At 66.2% G+C, this 21,955-nt stretch carries 21 protein-coding genes; 7 read left to right on the top strand and 14 right to left on the bottom strand.

What is annotated here, in order from left to right; all coding sequences use genetic code 11:
• Positions 1-115 precede the first annotated feature (115 nt).
• Positions 116-1,492 (bottom strand): APC family permease, encoded by a 1,377-nt coding sequence (locus IRG63_RS07400; RefSeq protein WP_168627721.1) that lies wholly within the window; start codon positions 1,490-1,492, stop codon positions 116-118.
• A gap of 93 nt (positions 1,493-1,585) precedes the next feature.
• Positions 1,586-2,689 (bottom strand): alcohol dehydrogenase catalytic domain-containing protein, encoded by a 1,104-nt coding sequence (locus IRG63_RS07405; RefSeq protein ID WP_193509705.1) that lies wholly within the window; start codon positions 2,687-2,689, stop codon positions 1,586-1,588.
• Positions 2,690-2,850: 161 nt separating this feature from the next.
• Between IRG63_RS07405 and IRG63_RS07410 the strand changes: the two genes are divergently transcribed.
• Positions 2,851-4,026: a helix-turn-helix domain-containing protein gene (locus IRG63_RS07410; protein ID WP_193509706.1), complete on the top strand. Its 1,176-nt coding sequence runs from the start codon at positions 2,851-2,853 to the stop codon at positions 4,024-4,026.
• Positions 4,027-4,213: 187 nt separating this feature from the next.
• A complete protein-coding gene (locus IRG63_RS07415) occupies positions 4,214-4,699 on the top strand; it encodes a hypothetical protein (protein WP_168627076.1) in 486 nt (161 codons plus the stop codon).
• On the opposite strand, the gene IRG63_RS07420 is transcribed toward IRG63_RS07415, so the two are convergent.
• The 3 genes from IRG63_RS07420 to IRG63_RS07430 are packed head-to-tail and all read right to left on the bottom strand — an operon-like array spanning position 4,696 to position 6,239.
• The gene (locus IRG63_RS07420) at positions 4,696-5,292 is read right to left on the bottom strand and encodes a GNAT family N-acetyltransferase (protein ID WP_193509707.1); all 597 of its coding nucleotides are present in this window, start codon (positions 5,290-5,292) and stop codon (positions 4,696-4,698) included. The genes IRG63_RS07415 and IRG63_RS07420 overlap by 4 nt on opposite strands.
• 32 nt (positions 5,293-5,324) lie before the next feature.
• Complete coding sequence (locus IRG63_RS07425) at positions 5,325-5,939, bottom strand: hypothetical protein (RefSeq protein WP_168627074.1); 615 nt, start codon at positions 5,937-5,939, stop codon at positions 5,325-5,327.
• A gap of 3 nt (positions 5,940-5,942) precedes the next feature.
• Complete coding sequence (locus tag IRG63_RS07430; protein ID WP_193509708.1) at positions 5,943-6,239, bottom strand: DUF4287 domain-containing protein; 297 nt, start codon at positions 6,237-6,239, stop codon at positions 5,943-5,945.
• 98 nt (positions 6,240-6,337) lie between these two features.
• Here IRG63_RS07430 and IRG63_RS07435 point away from each other — a divergent pair, with 98 nt between their 5' ends.
• Entirely contained in the window at positions 6,338-6,715 is a 378-nt protein-coding gene (locus IRG63_RS07435; protein ID WP_168627072.1) for a DUF4180 domain-containing protein, read from the top strand.
• A gap of 19 nt (positions 6,716-6,734) precedes the next feature.
• Here IRG63_RS07435 and IRG63_RS07440 read toward each other — a convergent pair whose 3' ends face one another.
• Positions 6,735-7,280: a CarD family transcriptional regulator gene (locus IRG63_RS07440; protein WP_193509709.1), complete on the bottom strand. Its 546-nt coding sequence runs from the start codon at positions 7,278-7,280 to the stop codon at positions 6,735-6,737.
• Positions 7,281-7,599: 319 nt separating this feature from the next.
• On the bottom strand, positions 7,600-8,322 hold the full coding sequence (locus IRG63_RS07445; RefSeq protein WP_193509710.1) for an enoyl-CoA hydratase/isomerase family protein: 723 nt from the start codon (positions 8,320-8,322) through the stop codon (positions 7,600-7,602).
• Between the two features lie 55 nt (positions 8,323-8,377).
• Here IRG63_RS07445 and IRG63_RS07450 point away from each other — a divergent pair, with 55 nt between their 5' ends.
• Positions 8,378-9,205, top strand: coding sequence for a fumarylacetoacetate hydrolase family protein (locus IRG63_RS07450; protein WP_168627069.1), 828 nt, complete (start codon positions 8,378-8,380; stop codon positions 9,203-9,205).
• Position 9,206: 1 nt separating this feature from the next.
• Here IRG63_RS07450 and IRG63_RS07455 read toward each other — a convergent pair whose 3' ends face one another.
• A complete protein-coding gene (locus IRG63_RS07455; RefSeq protein ID WP_349236173.1) occupies positions 9,207-9,878 on the bottom strand; it encodes a CoA pyrophosphatase in 672 nt (223 codons plus the stop codon).
• A 119-nt stretch (positions 9,879-9,997) separates the two neighbouring features.
• Here IRG63_RS07455 and IRG63_RS07460 point away from each other — a divergent pair, with 119 nt between their 5' ends.
• Entirely contained in the window at positions 9,998-11,368 is a 1,371-nt protein-coding gene (locus IRG63_RS07460; RefSeq protein WP_168627068.1) for an NAD-dependent succinate-semialdehyde dehydrogenase, read from the top strand.
• 253 nt (positions 11,369-11,621) lie between these two features.
• Positions 11,622-12,074, top strand: coding sequence for a DUF6220 domain-containing protein (locus tag IRG63_RS07465; protein WP_168627067.1), 453 nt, complete (start codon positions 11,622-11,624; stop codon positions 12,072-12,074).
• 64 nt (positions 12,075-12,138) lie between these two features.
• Here IRG63_RS07465 and IRG63_RS07470 read toward each other — a convergent pair whose 3' ends face one another.
• Positions 12,139-12,642 carry a flavodoxin domain-containing protein gene (locus IRG63_RS07470; RefSeq protein WP_193509711.1) on the bottom strand — a complete coding sequence of 168 codons (504 nt, stop codon included), beginning with the start codon at positions 12,640-12,642 and terminating at the stop codon, positions 12,139-12,141.
• A 176-nt stretch (positions 12,643-12,818) separates the two neighbouring features.
• On the opposite strand from IRG63_RS07470, the gene IRG63_RS07475 reads away from it, so the two are divergent.
• Positions 12,819-13,340, top strand: a complete 522-nt coding sequence (locus IRG63_RS07475) for a hypothetical protein (protein ID WP_227411916.1) — start codon at positions 12,819-12,821, stop codon at positions 13,338-13,340.
• A gap of 1 nt (position 13,341) precedes the next feature.
• On the opposite strand, the gene IRG63_RS07480 is transcribed toward IRG63_RS07475, so the two are convergent.
• The 5 genes from IRG63_RS07480 to IRG63_RS07500 all read right to left on the bottom strand — a co-directional run bounded on the left by IRG63_RS07480 (position 13,342) and on the right by IRG63_RS07500 (position 21,809).
• Positions 13,342-14,808 carry a dynamin family protein gene (locus IRG63_RS07480; protein WP_193509713.1) on the bottom strand — a complete coding sequence of 489 codons (1,467 nt, stop codon included), beginning with the start codon at positions 14,806-14,808 and terminating at the stop codon, positions 13,342-13,344.
• Positions 14,805-16,631: a dynamin family protein gene (locus IRG63_RS07485; protein WP_370566199.1), complete on the bottom strand. Its 1,827-nt coding sequence runs from the start codon at positions 16,629-16,631 to the stop codon at positions 14,805-14,807. The genes IRG63_RS07480 and IRG63_RS07485 overlap by 4 nt, the downstream gene beginning before the upstream one ends.
• A gap of 128 nt (positions 16,632-16,759) precedes the next feature.
• Entirely contained in the window at positions 16,760-17,770 is a 1,011-nt protein-coding gene (locus IRG63_RS07490) for an IniB N-terminal domain-containing protein (protein WP_227411917.1), read from the bottom strand.
• A gap of 178 nt (positions 17,771-17,948) precedes the next feature.
• Positions 17,949-19,925, bottom strand: coding sequence for a helix-turn-helix transcriptional regulator (locus tag IRG63_RS07495; RefSeq protein WP_227411918.1), 1,977 nt, complete (start codon positions 19,923-19,925; stop codon positions 17,949-17,951).
• A 9-nt stretch (positions 19,926-19,934) separates the two neighbouring features.
• A complete protein-coding gene (locus tag IRG63_RS07500; RefSeq protein ID WP_193509714.1) occupies positions 19,935-21,809 on the bottom strand; it encodes an Hsp70 family protein in 1,875 nt (624 codons plus the stop codon).
• Positions 21,810-21,955: the final 146 nt, after the last annotated feature.

The raw sequence follows: 21,955 nt of genomic DNA on the forward strand, positions 1-21,955 counted from the left end.
AGACGTTTGTGCCAAAAGCAAGCGATCGTTCCCTTGCTTGTGACACAAAGCTCTGCCTACACAGACACGGACGCGCCACGGCGGGTGCCGGGCGCGTCCGTGTGGGGCAGAAGGGTCAGCCGCTGATGCCCTCCAGCACGTCGGTCTCGGTGGAGCCGATCGCGTTGATCACCTGCGGGCGCCTTGCCTTCAGGAACAGGTACCAGGCGATCGCAACCGCGAGCACCCCGGCGAACAACCAGAAGATCAGGTTGAACGGGTAGGCGGGCACCGGGTAGACGTTCGTGTAGAACACGTAGAGCATCGCACCCACCGCGAGGATCGCCGTCGGCAGCACGAGCCAGTTCTTCACGCCGATCCGGCGCAGGAACAGCACCGCGGCGATCGCGACCGTCGCGTAGGCGACCATGTAGCCGTAGGTGCCGAACGTGTCGACCCACACCACGATGTCCATGCCGTTCACGCCCATGATGTACAGGATCGAGGTGAGCGCGATCACCGCAGGGCCGATGGTGAGCAGCACGCGGTGCGGGGTCAGCTGCGTCGGGTGCGTCTGGCCGAGGTACGCCGGCGCGACGCCTTCCTTGCCCATGACGTAGACGATGCGGCCGATCACGTTGAGCGGTGCGACGACCACGGCGAAGAAGGATGCCGCAACACCGAAGTTCAGGATCGGGTTGAACCAGACGGGCAGCCCGACCATGGTGGCCATGTCGTCGAGCGGGCTCGCCGAGGTCGCCAGATCGTCGCCGAGCAGGGCGACCTGCGTGTATGCGGCGAACACGTAGAGGACACCGACGAGCAGGGCGCTGAACATGATGGCGCGCGGGATGGCGCGGTACGGGTTCTTCGCCTCACGTCCGAGCGAGTCGGCGCTGGAGAATCCGACGAAGCCCAGGATGCCGAGGGTCATGCCGAACGCGACGCCGGAGAACTCGAAGCCTTCGAGGCTCAGCTGCGCAGGGTCAATGGCCGCCGGGCCGAGGTGCACGATGGCGAGGACGAGCACGATCAGGATGATCGCGACCGACACGAGCTCGAGCACGAGCGAGACGCGGGCGGAGAGCCGGATGCCGCGGATCGTGAACAGGATCGCAAGCGACCCGAGCACGATGGTCACGACCACGCTCGCCAGGGTGCCGGAGATCGGCAGGCCCAGCTGGTTCAGCACGGTGATCATGTAGGTGGTCGCGCCGCTCAGCGAACCGGAGGCGATGCCGAAGCATCCGATGAGCAGGGTCACGCCGGTCAGGTAGGCGCCGAACGGCCCTAGCCCGACCGCAGCGTAGTTGTACAGCGACCCTGCCGAGGCGCGCCGCTTGGCGAACTGCGAGATGAGGTAGCCGACCGCGAGGATCACGATCGTGGCGAGCACGAACGAGAACCAGGTGGAGTTGCCTGCCGACAGGAAGATGGATGCGGCGGTGAACGCGATGACCGCGCTCGGCGCGATGCTCGCGATTGCCTGCGCGAACAGTTCAGCGCTGCCCATCACCCCCCTCCGGAGGCCGGGGTCTGTGGATGTTGGTTGCTTGGAGGCGGCGACGTCGCTGCTCAATGTGTCTCCTTAGGTGGTTGGGGTAGTTCAGGACGCAGGGATCAGAAGCGTGCGGAGCGCCGAACCGTCGTTGAGCGCGTCCAGCGCGGCGCCGGCCTCATCGAGCGGTCGGCGGGCGGTGACCAGCTCGTCGAGCTTGAGGTCGCCCTCCATGTAGCGGTCGACGAGCGCGGGGATGTCGACCGCCGGGCGCACGCTCCCGTAGTTCGAGCCGAGGATGCGCTGGTCGGACTCGCCGAGCACAAGCGGGTCGAAGTATGCCTTCGAGCCGGTGGGCGGAAGGCCGACGACGACCGCGGCGCCGCCGAGTCCGAGTATCTGGATCGCCTGCTCGGTGGTCTGGGTGCGTCCGATCGCGTCGAACGCGTAGTCGACGCCGTCCGGGATCAGCGCGCGCAGCGCCTCGACCGCATCGACCTTGGACGCGTCGATCTCGTCCGTCGCGCCGAGGCGCATGGCGAGTGCCGTCTTGTCGGCCTGGATGTCGATGGCAATGATGCGCTCTGCGCCGGCGAGGCGGGCGCCCTGGATGACGGACAGGCCGACCCCGCCGCATCCGATCACCGCCACGATCGAGCCCGGCTCGACCTGAGCGGTGTTGGTGACAGCGCCGACGCCGGTTGCGACAGCACAGCCAACGAGCGCGATGACGTCGAGTGGCGCGTCCTCGCGCACCCGGATGGCGCCGCTCGCGGGAACGACGGCCTCCTGGGCGAACGATGAGACGCCGAGGTAGTGGTGGATGCGCTCACCGTCTCGGCTGAGCCGCGATGTGCCATCCTGCAGCACGCCGCCGGGTGCGACGATCGTCGCGGCCACCTGGCAGCGGGCCTCGTGCCCAGCCAGGCAGTACCGACATTCGTGGCACGGCGCGACCCAAGACAGCACGACGTGATCGCCGACCGCGAGGTTGGTGACGCCCGGGCCGACCTCGGTGATGATGCCGCTTCCCTCATGGCCCATGACGACCGGGACGGGAACATCCCACTCATTGCGGTAGACGTGGAGGTCAGAGTGACAGACGCCGGCCGCGGCGATCTTGACCCGCACCTCACCGGCGCCGGGCGCCGCGAGTTCGACGTCGGCGACCTCCACCTTTTTGGTCTCACCGTTGAATACGACTGCCTGCATCACCACTCCTTTGTCCTGTGCACACGCCCCGCAAACCACAGGGTCGCGGCCGGTCCGTGTCAGCCTAGGAAGGTCGCGATCGGGTGCACAGCCGCCGAATGGGAGCGCTGACGGGGGCCCGCGCACCGTTTCGTACAAGTCAGCGTGTTAGCGTCGAACAGGTGCAGAACGGCTCCGTTGATCAGGTTCCCGCGCCGCATCCGGCTGGCGATCGGGCCTCGGATGCCGCGCCCCGCGAACAGCGGGGTGGCCGCTATGACGGCCAGTTGGTCCGCGGGATCACCGCGCTGACGCACGCCGCGCGCACCGGTCAGACCGCCGGCATCGTCACGACCCTCTCGAAGCTCATCAACGGGTGGGCTGTGGTGATCGACCGGTACGGGACGCCGATTGCGAGCGTCGGCGCCTCGCGCATCCACCACGACGATGCTGTTGCCGCTGCGCTGCGGCTGTCCCGACGCATCCGGGTCACCAACCTCGGTGTGTACCCGGTCGGGCACCCACTCGACCCGAAGGCGCAGCTCGTCATCTCGGACAAGCTCGGCTCCCCCGGTCTGGTGCGCGAGCTCGCGACTCAGGCCACCGCGTTGCTCGACCTCACGTTCAGCCCGCAGCACAGCGCGCGCCTCGACCCGGTCGCGAGGGCGGATGCCATCGACGTGCTGCTCGCGCGAGACGAGGGCATCGCGCGGCGCGTCGCCGCACGTTGGGGATTGGTCGGCTCGGAGTTCTCCGTCGCGGTGATCCGCTCGCGGTCACGAAGTGTTGTGCTCGAGTCCAAGGTGCTCGACTGGCTTGACGAGCTGCGGCTGCCGCATCTCGCCTCGAGCGACGGATCGACGGTCATCGTGGTGCTCGACCCGGCATGGCTGAATGCGTGGGCGGAACGGCTCGAACGTGCTTCGCGGGAAGGTGTGCCGGTTCGCTGCGGGGTGGGCGAACCCGCGGCACTCGGGCAGCTTGCCGGCAGCCGGATGCAGGCGGAGCAGGCGGTCGAACTCGCGATCGCGGACGATCAGCCGTGTGTGAGGTTCGCCGATCTGGACTCTGTCGACATGCTGCTGAGGCACCTGACGCCGATCATGGTGCACGCCCTGAAGCGTCCGCTGGACGAGCTGACCGCAGCCGACGCATCCGGGGACCTCCTGCATTCGCTGCGCGTGTTCCTGGCCGAGAACGGCAGTTGGGAAGCCTCGTCGTCGCAGCTCGGCATCCACCGGCACACGCTGCGCAGTCGTATCCAGAAGGTCGAAGACCTGACCGGTATGTCCATGTCGAACGCTGAGGACCGGGTGCAGTTGTGGCTGGCGTTCCGGGCGAGTTCGCTCGACTCCTGACCCGCTGCCGCGCCGTTCCGGACATCCGCTGCGCCGCAGCCCAACAGGCGCCGTTTCGGACATCCGCGCCGCTCCGCCACGATGCGCCCGTTCCGGAGATCCGCGACAGGTGCGCGGGGCGCGGATGTCCGCAACCGACGCGCGGCGGGGGCTACCGCGCAGAAATCGACTCATTTAGGCTGACGCCGTGTATCTCACAATGGTCTTCCTTCATGTGCTCGGCGCCTTCGCGTTCGTGCTCGGTCACGGCGCGTCGATCGGGGTCGCGTTCCGCCTCCGCAAGGAAAAGGACCGTGCCCGCATGGCGGCACTCCTGGATGTCTCATCGTGGGGCATCACCTTCATGTACATCGGCCTGCTGGTCATGATCGTCGCGGGCGTCATCCTCGGCTTCATGGGCAACTTCTGGGGCTCGTGGTGGCTGTGGGTGTCGATCGCGCTGCTCGTGCTGGTGATGGGCGCCATGTACGGCATCGCGATGCCGTACTACCTCGGTGTCCGAGTGCTCTCCGGGGCGCGAATCCCCCCGTCCGCGCAGGCCAAGGCTGAGGCGCGCGCCACCGAGGGGCTGCTCGAGACACTCCCGACCTCGTGGCGGCCCATGGCCCTCGCGGGGATCGGCGGAGTCGGCCTCGCCGTGATCCTCTGGCTGATGATCGCCCAGCCGTCCTAGCGTGTTGTCAGCGCCATCACGACCCGGCTCTCAGTCGGCCGGGCGATCTCTTCGAATCCGGCTGCGCTGAACAGCCGTGCGCTGCCGACGAAGAGCTCGTTGTTCGAGGACTTCCGCCGCTCGGTGTCGATCGGGTACGCCTCGATGAGCCGCGCACCGTGTTGTCGCGCGTGGTCGATCGCGGCTTGGAGGAGGCGCGTCGCGATGCCCTTCGCCCTGTGCTCCCGGCGCACCACAAAGCAGGTGATCGCCCACACATCGGGGGCATCCGGCGGCTCGTCGCTGCCTCGCTTGACCACCTGAGTGCGCGCGAGCGCCGCCTGGTGCGTTCGCGGCGCTACCCGGACCCACGCCGCCGGTTCGTCGTCGACGTATGCGACCAGCGCCGGAGACGGTTCGGCAGCACCGAGCTCGCGCCGCAGCAGCTGTTTCCGCTCCTCCCGGCTTCGCGCACTGAACTCCGAGCGCGGGATGAGGAACCACTGGCACCAGCACGAGCCGCCGTCGCCACCGCCGGTGAACGCGTGCTCGATGTCGGCGAACGGCACTGTCGTTGCGGGTTCGATCCTGATCGCGCTCTCGTCGCGTGTCATGACGGCACCCTAAACCCGTCCCCTGACGTCGGTCAGCGGATGCCGGCGAGCGTGACCGGCGCGGACTGATCCGCCCAAGTGCCGGTCAGCCGTTCGGTCACGCCGCTGAGCTCGTCCCCGACGCGGCGCGCGACCAGCAACTCTCGGCCATCAGCGGAGATGGTGGTGATGCTGCCGGCGGTTGTGGCTTCCACCCGCTGGGGCACACCCACCAGGTCAGCAGAGCTGCCGCTCCCCCGAACCTGGGCCGTTCCCTCGATCGGCGTGCCGTCAGGGTAGAACTGGTCGGCCTCGCGCCCGCCGCCGAGAATCGTCGTGGCAAGCATTTGCGCGTAGACCGGGTCGCCTGCCGCGTCATAGAACCAGCGCGTGCCCAGCACCGAGTGCTCTGCGGTGCCGATGAGCCATTCGTCGGCACCCTCAAGCGGTGCCCCGCGGTAGGTGAGCGGCACCTGCAGCACCGGACCGCCTTGGGTTCCGATCAGCATCGTCTCGATTCCGACCTCGCCTGCTGGGTCGTCGAACCGGTACGCGGCGATCCGCTCCCAGTCTTCCGGGAGGTCGCCCGCCCACTCACGTCCGGCGACGAATTTTGCGACCATGTCGCGCTTCGACGGGACGATCTCGGCCTGATGCAGAATAGCCATCACTCACACACCCTTCGGTTTGGTGGCCTTGCCATCCAGCCACAACGTGTCGGATTCGTCACGGTGGCTGCCGTTCGAACCGACGTGCTTGCTGTCGATGCGCGGCCCGTTCTTGATGACATGCACGAGAGCCATCCCGTGACCACGACCGAGATCGAAGTCCTCCTTGAGCCAATCGAGGATCGTGCCCGCCTTGACATCGGGCGAATCGAAGCCCTTCTCCTTCGCGAGCTCAATGAGCTGACGAGGCGTCAAGCCTGTCTTCTCCTCGATGCTGTCGAGGTATGCCTGAAACGACATTCGTCTCCCTTGAATCGATACCGTGGAATCGATCGTAGGACGGATTGCGCCGCGTAACACTCATGTTGCCCGGGGCGGGCGGTGGATAGCGTGTCGGGATGACTGTCGAAGAGATACATGGCCTGCAGGTTCAGCGCGTCCCAGCCGATGGTCCCATCATCGCCACCGGCGATCAGACATCCGACCTCATCGGCAACGCCTGGTACGTCCACGCGCAGTTGCTGGTCGTGCCTGCGAGACGTTTCGGCACAGAGTTCTTCGATCTCTCCACTGGGCACGCCGGAGAGATACTGCAGAAGCTCGTGAACTACGGCCTCAAGCTCGCGATCATCGGCGATGTCAGCGAGCGCGAGCGGGACAGCGACGCGTTCGCGGCGTTCGTGTGGGAGTCGAACCGCGCCGACCACGTCTGGTTCCTGCCTGACGAGGACGCGCTGGTAGCCAAGCTCGCGGGGCGGGCCGGCGCCGTCAGCTGAGCGACGGCGCCCGGCGCCATCAGCCGGCGAGCAGCTGCTCCTTCTTGGCGGGGAGTTCCGTCACGGTCGCGGACTCGGCGGTTTCGCCCAAGATGACGGAGTCCAGGAGGGCATCCGCCTTGTCGAGGTCGATGGACAGCGTCAGCGAGATCTCCGTGACAAGCGGGCTGCGGGCATCCCTCAGCATCTGCTTCTCGGCGTAGGAGAGGTTGGATTCGTCAGCACGGCGAACGAGATCGCGCACGACCTCGGCGATCTGCAGCATGTCGCCGTTCTTGATCGTCTCCGCGTTCTTCTTGATGCGACGCGACCACTGCTTCTCTTCCACGCCACTGGGTGCGCGCAGCACGCCAAACACCTCGTCGAGCTGCTGTGTGGTGAAGACGTCGCGCAGGCCGATGTCGTGCGCCTTGTCCAGCGGAACACTGACCGACAGCGTTGAATTCTGCACGTCGAGGTTCAGGTATTTGGTGGAGACACCGCTGACCTTGCGGTTCGAGATCGTCCGGATGGTTGCGGGCCCGTGGTGCGGGTGGACGATGGTCTGACCTTTGGAAAACTGCATTCGAGACTCCCCGGTTGCGCGCGAGAGCCACGCTCGACATCAGTCGGATCTACACATGAGGTAATCGGCCTGGACAGTCTCCCGCCACGGTTCGACAGCTTTCGAACGGGCTCGGGCGGGGTGCGAAGACGGTCACTGTGCATCGGCACAATGCGCGCAGTCGCGAGCTGGCAAGATCAATTGTCTCACGGATCAGGCATTTTTCGTAAGCGGCGACTTCCACTCACCTTCGATGGTGCTCCGGTTTGTTATCGCTGCAGGTGTTCCAGCAAGCGCATCGCTAACAAGCGGCAGCAACGTTGCCGCGGTGGCCGGGCGGTCAGGGACGATCGCCGAACACGCTCGTGAACCTGGCTAGCGCCGTGTCGAGCGCCTCGTCATAGTCCAGTTCCGCGAGCTCGTAGACGAAGGGTCGCCCGGTCGCCATGACGGCACCGGCGCGCGCGGCCTTGCGCAACCAGGCGGTGGCCTCGGCACGGACGTCGGCGGGGTCGGTCACCACGTTGATGAGCCCGATCTCCCGCGCGCGGGCCGCCGTGAACGGCTCGCCACTTGCGATGTTCTCGATCGCCGCACGCGGTCCGACGCGCTGGATGATCGGCACCTGAGCAACCATCGGCCAGACGCCGATGCCGGCCTCGAGAGTGCCGATCCTGGTGTCCGGACCGGCGACCGCGAAGTCGCAGGCGGCGACGATGGCGGACCCGGATGCGACCGCGTCACCGTTCACGGCGGCGGCCACCGGCTTCGGCAGCGTCGGCAGGAGCTTGAGCAGGCTGACCAGCGCACCCGCGAACTCGCGCGGGTCGCCGCCGCGCGCGAAGGCCGCGGTGTCCAGGCCGCCGCAGAAGACCGAGCCGCTTCCGGTGAGCAAGATGCCCGTGACACGCTCGTCGGCGCACGCCGCGGTCAGGCTCGCCTCGAGCCCGGCCATGTTCTCCGGGTTCAGCAGGTTGCGATCCGGGCCGCTGATCTCGATGGTGGCGATGCCGTCGTCCGCCGCGTATTCGGCGCTCTCTGCCGCGCCCCTCTGGTTGCTCACGTGAACTCCTTCGTTCAAATCACCGCGTACCAATCACGCTAGTAGCCTGAGGGCCATGCGACTCGTCACCCTACGCACCCCCGAAGGAACCGCGGCGGCCGTCGAGACCGCCGACCGCTACCGAGAACTGGACGGCATCCCGGATGTCGGCGCCCTGCTGCAGCGTGAGGATTGGCGCGAACTCGCGTCGAGCGCATCCGGAGACCTGCACGCCAAGGACGACGCTGACCTCGCGCCGGTCGTGCCGCGGCCGGGCAAGATCGTGTGCGTCGGCCTGAATTACCGCGCACACATCCTGGAGATGGGGCGGGAACTGCCGGAGCATCCGACCCTGTTCGCAAAGTTCCCGGAGACGCTCATCGGCCCGGGCGACGACATCCGGCTGCCCGAAGAGGACTCCGCGGTGGACTGGGAGGCCGAACTGGGCGTCGTCATCAGCCGCGCCGGCCGCCGCATCAGCGAGGCCGACGCCGCGTCCCACATCGCCGGCTACACGGTGAGCAACGACGTGTCGATGCGATCCTGGCAGTACCGCACGCTGCAGTGGCTGCAAGGCAAGAACTGGGAGCGCACGACCCCGCTCGGCCCGGCCTTGGTGACGCCGGATGACTGGGCGCCGGGTGCCGCCATCCGCACCGTGATCGATGGCGAGGTCATGCAGGAGGGATCGACCGGTGACCTGGTGCACAGCCCAGAGTTCCTGGTGTCCTACATCTCCACGTTCGTCACCCTGAATCCGGGTGACGTCATCCTCACCGGCACCCCTGGCGGTGTCGGTCACGCACGCGAGCCGAAGCGCTACCTCACCGAGGGGCAACTGGTCGAAGTCACCATCGACGGGCTCGGCACGCTGCGCAACCAGGTCATCGCGGGCAGAGCTTAGGCTACGGCTCGACCAGCCGAGCGGTGTCCCACGGGACACTCCAGCCCAGTTCATCGAAGATCCGCGCGAGCACGATCGCGGTGAAGCCCCACACCACGACACCATCGACCTCAAACGCTGGGATGCGGAAGGTGCGGTTGCCGACGGAGCGCTGCACACTCGCCCGGTTGTCGGGATTCAGCAGGTCGGCCACCGGCATCCGGAACACCTCGACGGCCTCCCGCTCATCGACCGCGGTGACCTGCGATGTGCGCGCCCACCAGGCGAGCACCGGGGTGACGAGGTTGTTGCTGCGCGGCAGCGCGAGCTCAGGTAGCGTGCCGAGGATGTCGACACCACTCGGATCGAGACCGGTTTCCTCGACCGCCTCGCGCAGGGCGGTGGCGGTGATGTCGGCGTCGGATGCCTCCACGCCGCCGCCGGGGAACGAGATCTCCCCCGGGTGATGGCCGAGCGTGGTCGAGCGTCGCTGCAGCAGCACGTCGAGGTCGCGCGGGACCGGTCCGGACGCATCCGCGGGCATCGAGTCCAGTACGCCAAACAGCACGAGCACCCCGGCCCTGCGGACGTGCTCCGGGTCGGCCACCCTTCGGGACGGGTCGACGGCCCAGTCGCCGATGCCTCGTGCGGCGAGCCCGGCCAGTTCGCTACGAGGGTCGGTGGGCGCTTGCACCAGTCCAGACTATGCCGCTACACCTGACGGTAAGGGGGCATTGAGGCTGCATCCAGCGCTCTGCCGACCATCCGTCCTATCCTGAGAGACAGACCACCCACCACATCAAAGGAAGCCACATGAAGCAGTACGCGGTCATTGATCCATCGACGAATCAGACCATTTCTACTTACCCGCTGGCGAGCGACTCCGACATCCAGGATGCGATCGACGCGGCCCAGTCGGCTTATCAGGGCTTTGCCAAGCAGACCACGGTGGCCGAACGCGCTGCGCTCATGACGCGCGCTGCCGACCTGTACCTGGAGCGCAAGGACGAGCTCGCCCAGATCATCGCTCGCGAGATGGGCAAGCCCATCGAGCAGTCCATCGGCGAGGTCGAGTTCAGCGCCGACATCCTCCGCTACTACGCGGACAAGGGACCGGAGTTTCTCGCCGACGAGGAGATCGACACCGAGGGCGGCGCGCGCGCGTTCGTGCGGCGTCAGGGCCTCGGCGTGCTGCTGGGCATCATGCCGTGGAACTTCCCGTACTACCAGGTGGCCCGGTTCGCCGGACCGAACCTCGTCGCCGGTAACACCATCATCCTGAAGCACGCCGAGCAGTGCCCGGAGTCCGCGCTCGCGATCGAGCAGATCTTCAAGGATGCCGGGTTCCCGGAGGGCGCGTACGTGAACGTGTTCGCCGATCACGACCAGATCGGGACCATCATCGCCGACCCGCGCGTGCAGGGCGTGTCCCTCACGGGTTCGGAGCGCGCGGGCGCTGCGATCGCTGAGCAGGCCGGCCGTCACCTGAAGAAGGTCGTGCTCGAGCTCGGCGGCTCCGACGTCTTCCTCGTGCTGGACACGAACGACATCGACAGCGCCGTGGACATGGCGGTCGCCGGGCGGCTCGAGAACAGCGGCCAGGCCTGCAACGGCTCGAAGCGCATCGTCGTGCTCGACAAGTACTACGACGAGTTCTCCGAGAAGTTCATCGCCGCGATGAAGGCCCTCAAGTGGGGTCCGGCCACCGAGGACGGCATCGACCTCGGCCCGCTCTCCTCGGCCAAGGCCGCGGAGCTGCTGGGCGCCCAGGTGGCACAGGCGGTCGAGCAGGGCGCTGTGCTGAACATGGGCTCGACGACGGCCGACGGATGCTTCTTCGCGCCGACCGTGCTCAGCGACGTCACCCCGGACATGAACGCCTACCACGAGGAGCTGTTCGGCCCGGTGGCGGTGCTCTACAAGGTCGCGAGCGACGACGAGGCGATCGCGCTGGCGAACAGCTCGGCGTACGGCCTTGGCTCGGTCGTCATCTGTGAGGACACCGACCGCGCCATCGAGGTCGGCACCCGGCTCGACGTCGGCATGGTGTTCATCAACGGCGTCGGCCTGGATGCGCCGTACCTGCCGTTCGGCGGCGTCAAGCGCAGCGGCTTCGGTCGCGAGCTGGGCCGGTTCGGCATCGAGGAGTTCCTGAACAAGAAGATCTTCGCGTTCGGCGAGTAGGCGCTCGCGCGGGTCGAACTTCCGCGCGCGGGTCGAATTTGACCCGCGCGCGGAAGGTGCACCCGCGCAAGGCGAATCTCCCAGCGCCGTGCTCGACTCGTGGCTCGGCACCAATCACTAGGGATAGAACTAGGGTGCCGGATCGAGGCTAGGACCCACTAGTGAGGGTCATTCGAAGGTAGTCTCCGAGGCGGTCATGGAGGTACCGATCAGGAGTCGGTGCCGAATCCACCCGAACCTGAGGAGATCCACCGTGCGTTCTGTCTACCTTGTTCTCACTGTCATTTTGCTGGTCGCCTTGACCGTGCAGTTCTACCTGGCCGGCGTCGGAGTGTTCTCCAACCCCGACGATGAGCTGTTCAGCTTCCACGGCATGAACGGTCGCTACGTGCTGACGGTCGCATCGCTGTTGCTGCTGATCGTGTCGTTCTTCATCAAGGCCGGCGGTCGCACGATCGCGCTCTCAGCGCTGCCTCTTGTGCTCATCCTGCTTCAGCCCGGGCTGTTCATGCTCGCGGGGCTCTTCGTAAACCCGGACGCGCCCGCCGACTCCATGGCTGCAACCATCATCGTGAGCTTCCACGTGCTCGTCGGGCTTGGCGCGTGGGTGGTCACCTACCACCTGTTCAACCGCGCGCGTGGCCTGGTCTCGACGGCCAAGGCGGCGTCCGCGCCGGCGGCAGAGTCAGAGTCCGTCAGCGTCTAACCGATCAGAAGAGTTCGCGTCCCTCCCGTGATTATTCCGGGAGGGACGCGGCGTTTTAACTTCGTCACCGCATCGTCTGTTTGACCAGTTCGTCGGCCCAATCGGCAGCGCGCTGCTCCTCGCCGTCGAGGAGCGGGCCGGCGTAGTCGTGCACGCGAAAGGTCTTCTGCTTGATCGAGGTGTCGAAGCCCAGCGAGCGCAGCTCGTGTCGTGCCGCCTTGGCGGCTGAACCCGGCAGGCGCGGCTTGTCGACGCGGGTATCGAATGCGACCGCGGGAACCTTGATCGCCGACCGTTCCACCGCGTTCAGCCATTCCCGGATGCCGCGCTTGGGCTCGTGCGGTGCCGAGTGGTTCTTCACTGCGTCGCCACGCGTGCTCGGGCGGCTCATCGAGAAGGCATGGGTCGGGCCGCCGACGACGACCAGGTCGTAACCCGTGACGGCTTTCGGCGCGGCGTCCGTATCGACGACATCCACCGCGCCCACCCGGCCGAGCCTGTCGGCGATGGCGCGTGCGACCTTCTCGGTGTTCCCCCACTGGGACTCGTAGACCACAAGTGTGCGCATGCTTGCTCCAAGCTCGAAGGCTCCACCGTTGTGCGCGGCACAGGCTACGCCTCGTTCCTGCGAGCAGTGTGGATTCTTCTTATCTCGCAGAGGGCGAGGGTAGATTACGCACCATGTCTCGCGAACCGGGAGCCGACGAATCCGCCCCAGCGCACGATCGCCCACCAAGACCGGGCATGTCCGATTCGACGCCAGCCCCGGTGCGGCGCCTCAGTCCGCCCACCAGAACGCTGCTGACGGCCCGCTGGCTGTGGCTGGCAAGTCTCGCGTTAGGGCTGATCGCCGGCTTCTTCATCTTCATCTACCGGGCGGATCAGATCGACCGCTTGCAGCAGACGATCACCGAGCTCGATGCCACGCGCGCTGCCGAAACCGTTGATGCCCTGTCGCTGCTCGTGTTCTGGGGTGCTCTGGGGATCCTCGCCCTGGTCCTCGTGCTGGAGGCGATCATGCTCAGTGTCATGCTGCGCGGACACGGCGGAGCCCGATGGGCACTGCTGTTCCTGCTCGTGCTCAACGCCGGAGCCGTGCTGCTCGCCGACGCCGTGCTCCTTCCGCCCGAAGGCAATGGTCCGTACCTCTGGCTGCTGTTGATCGCCCAATTCGTGCTGGCCGGTGCGGGGTTCGTCTGCAGCCTGCTCCCCGGGTCGTCAGGATGGTTCCGGGCCCAGCACGGGCACAGCGGGCGGATGCGCTGAACTAAGGCAACCGCGCAAGGATGGCCTCGCAACTGCGCACCACCGCCTGACAGACCTCAGTGGTGGCTCGGTCGTTCAACGGGTTCTCGGCATGCGCGTGCCACCGCGCCAGCGACACCAGCGCTGCCGAGCGGATGTCGTCGGCCGAGGCCTCGCGAGCCAGTCCCAGTCGATCGGATGGCGCGACTCCCATGCCACCGATGAGTCGTTCCGCCTCCGCGGCCAGGCCGGTGGGCAGGTTCAATCCCGTGGTCCGCGACGCGGCGAGCAACCGGAGTTCGCGGAACTCGTGAGTACCAACGCGAATGCGCTCAAGTGATGCCGCCACTGCTTCGGTTCCGGCATGCGGTCGCTCGCGCAGCAGGGTCTCCACCCCCACCATCGCGCTGTACGCCTTGAGATGGTCCGCCCGAACCTGAAACTGACCAGCAACCAAGCTCACCAGTTCGTTCAAGCCGCTGCGCCGGGCCAGCTCGTGAGCCAGTTCCGTGGGTTCGGTCGTGCCGCTGTTGATGAGCACCGTGGCCAAGCGGATGCCGAAGATCCCGAAGCGGTCCAGCAGCGCCGCCCGCGCCGCAGCATCCGCGGAGATGTGGTCGGGCGACCGGATGAATCTGTCCGCCGACAGCAGCATCCGTTCCCGTTCTGCGCGATCAAGTTTGGACAGCTCGAGCAGTATGGCGAATTCAGCCTGCCGCATGGTTCTGGCCGTCTGGGCGAGCAGTCCGGCAACCGGCACGATGCCCATAGCCACCGAACCGAGGGTGCTGTCATTCCGATAGCGCTTCGCAATGTCGCGGGCGGCGAGCAACGAGTCAATGCGGCCCGCCCCGATCTCGTCGGCCCTAGAGATCACCGCGAGGGCATTGATGGCACCCGGCTGACTCGCGCTGATGCGGCGGAACGACTCCAGGAACGTCAGGTCCGCCTCTCGCAGGTGACGCATCACGTAGACGAGTGCATCCACCGCCGACGATCCGCTGTCCGGGATGAGGATGTCGGTAGAGCGTGCGGAGACATCTCCCGACAGCGAGGCGATGCCAGGGGTGTCGATCAGGGTCATGTCGCGCAGACTGCTGTTGGGCCAGTCCACGACCAGTCGATCCACCTCCTCGGCTCGTGCGCCGCGCAGATCGAAGTCCAGCAATCCGTTGACGCGCTTGACCGCAAGCAGACGCGGTTCGCCCTCGCGGGGAATCATGGTGACCCTGGGCGTGTCACCGTAGCGATACCAGGTCACGATGCGGGTGCACTCCGCCGTGCCGGTTGGCGCGAGCTCCTCGCCGATGATCGCGTTGATCAGCGTTGACTTGCCCGCCTTGACCATGCCCGTGACCGCCACGCGCAGCGGCTCCTCGAGCCGGCGCGCATGATGCTGAAGCGTCTCCTGCGCCTGGGGATCGTCGTGATAGACCGCGATCGTGTCCTGCAGGAGCTCGGCCACCATCGTGCTTGGTTCGTCCATCATTGGGCTGCCCCAGCCACCTTCGGCTCGAGCGCGGCTGCCCGCTTGCGGAGGTCGTCGACCCGAGCCAACTCCGCCTTGATCTGCGTGATCCGCTGCTCGCGCTCGACCTTGTAGGTTGCTGCCGACTTCTGCGCGGCGAACACCGACTCCTCCAGCGACCTGTGGTGCTCGGCTGCGATGTCGATGAAGTGATCTCTGGTCTGTCGTTGCACGAGTCGCAGTCGGTCTTTGAGCTGCTTGCCCACCTGGAATACGACATCGTCGATATGGCTGCGGACGAGGGCTTTGGCCTCAGACTGTCGTCGCTTGAGCCGCGCCTCCTGCTCGTCCTTGTACACCTTGCTTCCGATGAGGATCCCGGCGCCGACGGAGATCGGGTTGATCAGGGACATGCCGATGACCCCGGTGAGGAGCCCGAACATCAGCACCCCACCGTAGGAACCGCGCATTCCGATGAACACTTTCTGCAAGAGGGTCAGTCGCCCGCGGTCGAGCTCGTTCACCTCCTGCACCGGGTCGAGGACCTCGTCGGTGTTATCGACCTTCAGCACCGGGAGCGGCACCTCGTCGTGCACGAAGTGCTGGGCCACCTGCTCAGAGAGCCACTGCGCGCGCTCGTTGGTCCACACGAAGGTGTCTGACACCGCGGCGGCCACCCTCTGATCTAGCCACTCGACCGTCTCGTCCCACACCGGTCCGGGGTCGGCTTCGTCTATGGCCTGTTCCGCGTCCCGCTGCACGCTTCGCATCCGGTCACGGAGGTCGTGCTCCATGTCGGAGATCAGGTCGCTGACCCCATCGTTCAGCGTTGTCTGCCAGCGGGATGACTGTCGACGCAAGTCGTTGGCGCGGCTCTTGGCCGCCTCGAGCCCGGCAATCATCTGTGGCATGCCTTCGGGGTCCTCGAGTGCGCTGAGCTCCGCCTGAAGCGACAGCCGCAGGTGCTCCGTGATCGAGATCAGGTCCAACGCGACGGAGCGACGCTGGATCCGTTCGACCTTGCCCAGGATCTCCGTGTGCAGATAGGCAACCAGACTCGGAAAGCCCGATTCCGTGTTGAGCTCCTCGTCCGCCAGGCGGGCCGCGTGCAGCCGAAGTTCCGATGAGACGGGGAAGAGCGGAATCTCCGGATCCACCTTGTCGAGGTGTTCGCGGTTGGTCTCGGCCACCATCCGCCAGTTCGGGTACAGGTCGGTCTTGGAGACAACACACGCGACGTTGGGGCACACGCGCAACGCCTGGCGGAGGAACTGGATCTCCGGCTCGGTGAACTCCTGAGATGCATCCGAGACCAGCAGCATCGCATCCGCCGTGGGCAGTGCCGTCAGCGTGGTGAGCGAGTGGGCGGGATCGAGCCGGCCGAGGCCGGGCGAATCGACGAGCGACAGTCCCCCTGCGAGAATCTCGCGCGGAAGGAAGACCTCCGCCGCGATCAGCTGCCCCTTGTTGCCGGGGTTGCCGCCTTCAGAAACGTGTGCCGCGAGTTCGTCGATGCTGATCGGCCGGGTCTCGATGGTGCGCTCGCCCATGCCTGAGCCGTTTTCGCCCGCTGTGATCAGGATCCGTGCAGATGGTGTATCTCCGTGCCGGACCACGGTGGGCACCGCTGTGGCGATGTCGACGTCCACCGGGCACACCGGTGCGTTGACGAGTGCGTTGATCAGTTGGCTCTTGCCCTGCTTGAACTCACCGACGACGATCACTCGTGTGCTCGAGTCGCCCAGCCGTTCACGGGTGTGCTCGAGCCGCCGCAGGAGGTCCGGTCTCTCGGCCGCGCTGACGAGTTCGATGCCACGTTCCACCAGCTTGACAAGTTCGACCACGATGTCTTCCTCTTGACGGACCATTCCCATCAGAACACACCAAGCGGCCCAGCAAAAGCAAACGCTCCTGCTGGGCCGCCTTCGTCGGGTTTTTGCCAGGTGTCGGGTCACCCGGCTGGGTCCACCTCCTAGGGGGCGGGTTCTTCGACCACGATGACGTGGTGGCTGTCCTCGACCTCGGTCGAGTTGTCGACCGAGTTGTCCGTGTTGAAGGACTCGTCGAATTCGACATCCACATCGGCATCGATGTTCGTCTCCTCCTCGTTGAAGGAGTCCTCGATCTCGACGTTGGTCTCCTCGTTGAACGAGTCGTCGATGTCAACATCAACATCGGTCTCGGTGGTGTTGAAGGAGTCATCGATTTCGACATCGGTCTCAGTCGTGTTGAAGGAGTCCTCGATGTCAACGTCGGTCTCTGTGACCGAGTTGTCCTCGTTGAAGGAGTCGTCAATGTCAACATCCACATCGGTCTCCGTGATGGAGTTGTCTACCGAGTTGTCTACCGAGTTGTCGTTGAACGAGTCCTCGATCTCGACAGATTCGTCCACAGAGTTGTCGGAGTTGTCGTTGAACGAGTCCTCCACGTCCAGGTCGACGTCGATGTCGGTGTTCGTCGAGTTGTCCACCGAGTTGTCCTGCGAGTTGTCGACGTCGGCGTCGCCGCCTGCGGCAACTGCGCCCACACCGGATGCGATGATCGCGTCGTTGTCGAAGTACTGCGTGACGTCGCCGTCAGCCCAGATGTTCTGGTGGACAGACTGGTCGGTGTTGGTCTCCGTCAGGGAGTAGTTGTTCACGACGTGCGTGATCTGCTGCACGGCGTGGCCGTGGTCATCGTCGTCGCGCCCGTGTCCATGACCCTTGTCGTGGTCGTGGTCACGGTCCTTGTCGTGGTGGTCGTGGTCGTGGTCGTGGTCGTGGTCATCATCGTGATGTCCGCCGCCGCCGTGGTGGTCGCCGGTTGGGGTCGTGCAGTCGAGCACGACCGGCATGACGGCGTCCATGTCATCGCTGGTCACATCGCCCAGTCCGGCTGCCGCGAGAGTTCCCTCCGGGTCATTGCGGAATTCTTCGGCCTTTTCCGGGTCGCCCAGCAGGCTGAGCAGGAAATCCAGCAGCATGGTGGTGAGAGTGGTCATGTCGGGTTACCTCATCCTTGAGTTCATTTACCGGCGGTTTTGCCTGGTCTGACGAACGTAGGCTTCGGCCGGTTGCCCGGGCATCCGGGTGCACTCCCCTACTCGGCTTCGTCTGGTGCGGGGTTTGCCGGTCCGGGGTCAGCCCTCGATAGGGGTTTCGGACCGGCCGGTTGGCTGCTCAGCCGGAAAAGGCGTCGCGCTCATCCAGCATGATGCGAAGCTGAGCCAGCAACTCCCCACGCGTTGTGACGCCGAGCCGCCGCCTGATGCTCGCAATGTGGTGCTCAACCGTGCGCGGCGAAATGAAAATGGCCTCGCCGATCTCTTGATAGGTCTTTCCCTCGAGGACGAGTACCGCGACTTCGCGTTCACGAGCGCTCATTCCGTTCTCGACCGAGTCGGCGGGGTCGTTGGGAGTGGCCGGGTGTGCGCCCGTAGGTGAATCGGGTGGCCGTTTGGTGCTGGGGCGCAGGTCGCGTGCACACGCGAGGAGTCGCGCCATGTCTTTACGTTCTGGCGCGCGTGCCGAAGCGTGTCCGGCCAGCCGCGCGCCCTCCCAGGTCATGCCCACGGCAGCGAGTCCGCGAGCAGCTGCTTCGACCACCGTGACGTCGAAGTTGCCGGCCAGGACCAGTACCCAGGCACGCCCTGCTGAGGCAAGCGTCGAAGCGAGGTGATCGTGATCGGATGCTCGTACGAGCGCAGCAGCGTGCGGCCCCAATTCCTGCGGACGCTCGGCAAGGATGGCTGCCTGGATCGCCGCCCAGTGCAGCGGAACAGACCAGAGCGGCGGATCGCCGAGTTGCTGCAGCAGTGCCCACGCATCGAGCAATTGGGGTTCCAGGCGCTCGGCATCACGCAAGCGCGTCGCGGCAATCAGCAGTTCGGCCAGCGGCATGAGGTTGTAAAGGTCGATGTCGACGTGCAGGACGCTCTCCCGTGCCCGATGCCACGCGCGCACGAGTGACGATCCGTCATCCGCTCGTCGGGCCAAGCCGACCTCGAGCGCGCGCAGCCACAGCACGTCGCGCGGCACGAGTTCGCAGTCCACTGTGGTGGCCTGGGTGATGGCCTCGTACGCCCGCTCCGGCCGGTCGCGCTGCATGGCTACCCACGCTCGCAGCAGCAGGAGGCGCGGTCGTGCCGCCTGCCCGCCCTGTCCACCAAGGAGCGCGGCATCCAAAATCGAATCAGCCACGTCGAGGTCACCCGCGTGCAGCGCCGCGAGCGTGGCGAGAGCGGCCGGCGATTCGGGCAACGGCACGGTAGCGCCGGAAGCGGTCATCATGTCGGATGCCTGGATCAGCGAAGGAAGCGCGTGGGCGGCTTGGTCGCTGACCGAATGCATGATGCCCTGGCCCATGAGGTTGACGGCCACCGCCAAGGAATGCACTGCACCTGGCGATGAAGCGGCGTTCGCCATCGACTCTGCGCCTGCGCGGTCGCCTGCTCCCATCATGGCCACGACGGCCAGACCGGCGGAGCCTCCGATGTTCTCGGGTCCACGCGATCGGTACAGTTCTGCGCTGCGTGCGAGCATTCCTCTTTGCGCCCATGCGGCGGCTGCGATGTCAATCGCCCTGGAGTGATCTGGCGGATCCTCCTGTGCGAGAAGGGCATCCACGATTCGGGATGCACCGTCCACATCGCCCACTGCCGCCGCGGCCTGCGCGCGTCGGGCAGCCGTGTGGGTTTCGTCGGATCCGGCCGCGGTAGCTTCCTCGTAGAGCACGCTGGCGCGCGCTGGTTCCGTGTCCAGGGCGGCATCAGCGGCGTGCTCAAGCGTTCGGGAAATCCGGACGTCCCTCAGGCCATCCTGTGCGAGAGCTTCCGCGACGGTGTCAAGCGGGAGGCCCTCGTCTACGAAGGTATCGACGAGCATCCGCTGGAGCGCTCGCACGCGGTAGGGCGGTGTGGTGTCGAGAATGGTTTGTCTCACGACCGGCAGAAGGCGTCCGTTGGGCGACAACCACCCGGCCGCGCGGGCCTGCTCGACGAGGTCGTCGATCTGTGCAGCGTCCAGACTCGGCGGCACATGGTCGGCGAGGTCGAATCCGACCGCGAGGGCAAGCAACAACTCCCGCAGAGCAACGGACGTCGTTTCAAGCTCGTGGCCGAGCGCTTCGATCGCCTCTGGCGGGTTGGCCTGCCCCATGCCGGTGCCTTACACGGCGAGCTCGGGCGGCGCTGCCTGCGCCTCCGCTGGCGGTGTCGTGGGTTCGGGCGTGGGCTCCGGAGTCGGTTCGGGGGTCGGTTCGGGCGTGGGTTCCGGGGCTGGTTCTGGAGCCGGATCCGGCGTGGGATCGGGAGCAGGCTCGGGTGTTGGATCGGGCGTCGGCTCGGGTGTCGGATCCGGGGTGGGCTCGGGTGTCGGATCCGGCGTGGGCTCGGGTGTCGGATCCGGAGTCGGGTCAGGCGTCGGGTCGGGGGTTGGATCAGGCGTGGGCGTGGGCGTCGGACTCGGCGATGGGGCCGGGTCTGTCCCCCGGGGGGCGGTTCCGGGCGTTTCTGTCGATGTCCTCACCGGTGATGAAGTCCCGGCGCCGTCGCGCGGCGACACCGGCTGGCCCGTTCGACGACGCAAGGGCTCCTCGCCGTCCCCGCGTCCCTGGCTGTCGTCCCGTCCCTGCCGGGGCGCATCCGAAATTGGCGCGGCGCCCTGGTTGGCAGAGTCGGGCTGCCCGCCCCCGCCTGCCGCACCGTCCGCTGATCCGACCGCTGGCGCATCACCGCTGGTCTCTGTGCCCGTGCCGCTGGTCCCCTCCTCAGGGAACAGACTGAAGCCTGACGTCTGCATGATCGTCACGCCCAGAACCAGCACGGCGGCAGCGGCCGCGGCTGCGACGGGAACTGCCTTTGCCAGCATCCGGTCTCTGCGTGAGATGGGTTGCACAACGTCGTCGTTCTCGGCGTCCGTGTCTTCGTCTTCGGTGTCGATCTCCGCCGTATTCACGGATGCGAGCAACGGCAGTGCCCCGAACGTGGCCGCACCCAGTGAGATCGACGTCTGGGGGTTCGTGTCGATGACGATTGGCAGGTCGAATTTCTCTGAGAGCAACTGGGCGACCAACGGGATGCGCGATGATCCGCCGACGAGCACCACGGCGGTCAGGTCGTCCGCGTCGACACCGGCCGTCTCCAGTCGGTCCGCGAGCAACTCGACGATTCTGCGGACGTCGGCTGCGATCATGCCCTCGAACTCGGAGCGGACGATTCGCACCTGCGTTTGGAGGCCGGGCAGCTGCACGGGGACGGAGGCTTCTGAAGCGAAGGAGAGCGCTTCCTTCGCTTGCGTGCAGTCGGCGCGGAGGCGGGTGAGCGCCAGGTGGGTTTCCGAATCCGTCGGATCGATTTGTTCAGCAGCTCCGTCGAGATTGGTCCGGACGTGGGCAAATACTGCATCGTCGAAGTCCGTCCCCCCGAGCTCGATCGAGGAAGGCTCTCCACTGAGGTGCCAGGACCGTGTGTCGTCGACGGTGACCAATGCCACATCGGCGGTAGCGGCCCCCAGATCGCACAGCGCGAACGTGCCAGTATCGGCCGCTGCCCCGCTGGCGTAATGTGTCGCAGCGGCTTGCGTCTCGCTCACCAGCGTCGCGGCGCCCAGCCCGAATTCAGCAAGGGCGTTCGCGATCAACGCAAGCCTGTAGTCGCCCCAGTTCAGCGGGTGCGAGATAACAAGCGCTGCCGGCGGCTCTCCCTCGGACTCCTCGGCTCGCTCGACTACCCAGCGAGCCGCGACTGCGAAGACGTGTTCGGCTGTGACTCGTTCCTCGGCGACCATGATGGGCACGGTGTCGCCAACCCGCCGGGTGAACTCGCGCACGACACGGTCGGGGTGTTCGATCCCACACTCCTCGGCTGCATCACCGACAAGCACACGCCCGTCGTCTCCGAAGTAGACGGTGGATTCGGTCGCGACGCTCTGCGAACCCAACCTCAGCGGAATTGGTGTTGCGCTTCGGTCATCGGGGCTGAGTCGAACGACGGCGGCGGTGGTAAATCGGGTGCCGATATCGACAGCGAGAACGTAGGGCATCGTTCCTCATGCAGGCGACCACTCATGAGCCACACGCAAGCGGGTTGTGTGACTCGGGCCGCACTGTTTCCTGATCGGGGGTTGTCACCTAACAATCTGCTTGCGCCATTCGGGTGTCAATCGTTTTCAATCCCTTTAGGGGCGAT

The organism is Cryobacterium sp. BB736 (assembly GCF_014980265.1).
GTDB lineage: Bacteria > Actinomycetota > Actinomycetes > Actinomycetales > Microbacteriaceae > Terrimesophilobacter.

Excerpts from the sequence above, each read along its gene's own strand:
- IRG63_RS07460 (WP_168627068.1), top strand. The coding sequence starts at position 9,998 with ATGAAGCAGTACGCGGTCATTGATCCATCGACGAATCAGACCATTTCT.
- IRG63_RS07490 (WP_227411917.1), bottom strand. The coding sequence starts at position 17,770 with ATGACCACTCTCACCACCATGCTGCTGGATTTCCTGCTCAGCCTGCTG.
- IRG63_RS07400 (WP_168627721.1), bottom strand. The coding sequence starts at position 1,492 with ATGGGCAGCGCTGAACTGTTCGCGCAGGCAATCGCGAGCATCGCGCCG.
- IRG63_RS07420 (WP_193509707.1), bottom strand. The coding sequence starts at position 5,292 with ATGACACGCGACGAGAGCGCGATCAGGATCGAACCCGCAACGACAGTG.
- IRG63_RS07405 (WP_193509705.1), bottom strand. The coding sequence starts at position 2,689 with ATGCAGGCAGTCGTATTCAACGGTGAGACCAAAAAGGTGGAGGTCGCC.
- IRG63_RS07450 (WP_168627069.1), top strand. The coding sequence starts at position 8,378 with ATGCGACTCGTCACCCTACGCACCCCCGAAGGAACCGCGGCGGCCGTC.
- IRG63_RS07475 (WP_227411916.1), top strand. The coding sequence starts at position 12,819 with ATGTCCGATTCGACGCCAGCCCCGGTGCGGCGCCTCAGTCCGCCCACC.
- IRG63_RS07480 (WP_193509713.1), bottom strand. The coding sequence starts at position 14,808 with ATGATGGACGAACCAAGCACGATGGTGGCCGAGCTCCTGCAGGACACG.
- IRG63_RS07425 (WP_168627074.1), bottom strand. The coding sequence starts at position 5,939 with ATGGCTATTCTGCATCAGGCCGAGATCGTCCCGTCGAAGCGCGACATG.
- IRG63_RS07495 (WP_227411918.1), bottom strand. The coding sequence starts at position 19,925 with ATGGGGCAGGCCAACCCGCCAGAGGCGATCGAAGCGCTCGGCCACGAG.
- IRG63_RS07470 (WP_193509711.1), bottom strand. The coding sequence starts at position 12,642 with ATGCGCACACTTGTGGTCTACGAGTCCCAGTGGGGGAACACCGAGAAG.
- IRG63_RS07440 (WP_193509709.1), bottom strand. The coding sequence starts at position 7,280 with ATGCAGTTTTCCAAAGGTCAGACCATCGTCCACCCGCACCACGGGCCC.
- IRG63_RS07430 (WP_193509708.1), bottom strand. The coding sequence starts at position 6,239 with ATGTCGTTTCAGGCATACCTCGACAGCATCGAGGAGAAGACAGGCTTG.
- IRG63_RS07435 (WP_168627072.1), top strand. The coding sequence starts at position 6,338 with ATGACTGTCGAAGAGATACATGGCCTGCAGGTTCAGCGCGTCCCAGCC.
- IRG63_RS07500 (WP_193509714.1), bottom strand. The coding sequence starts at position 21,809 with ATGCCCTACGTTCTCGCTGTCGATATCGGCACCCGATTTACCACCGCC.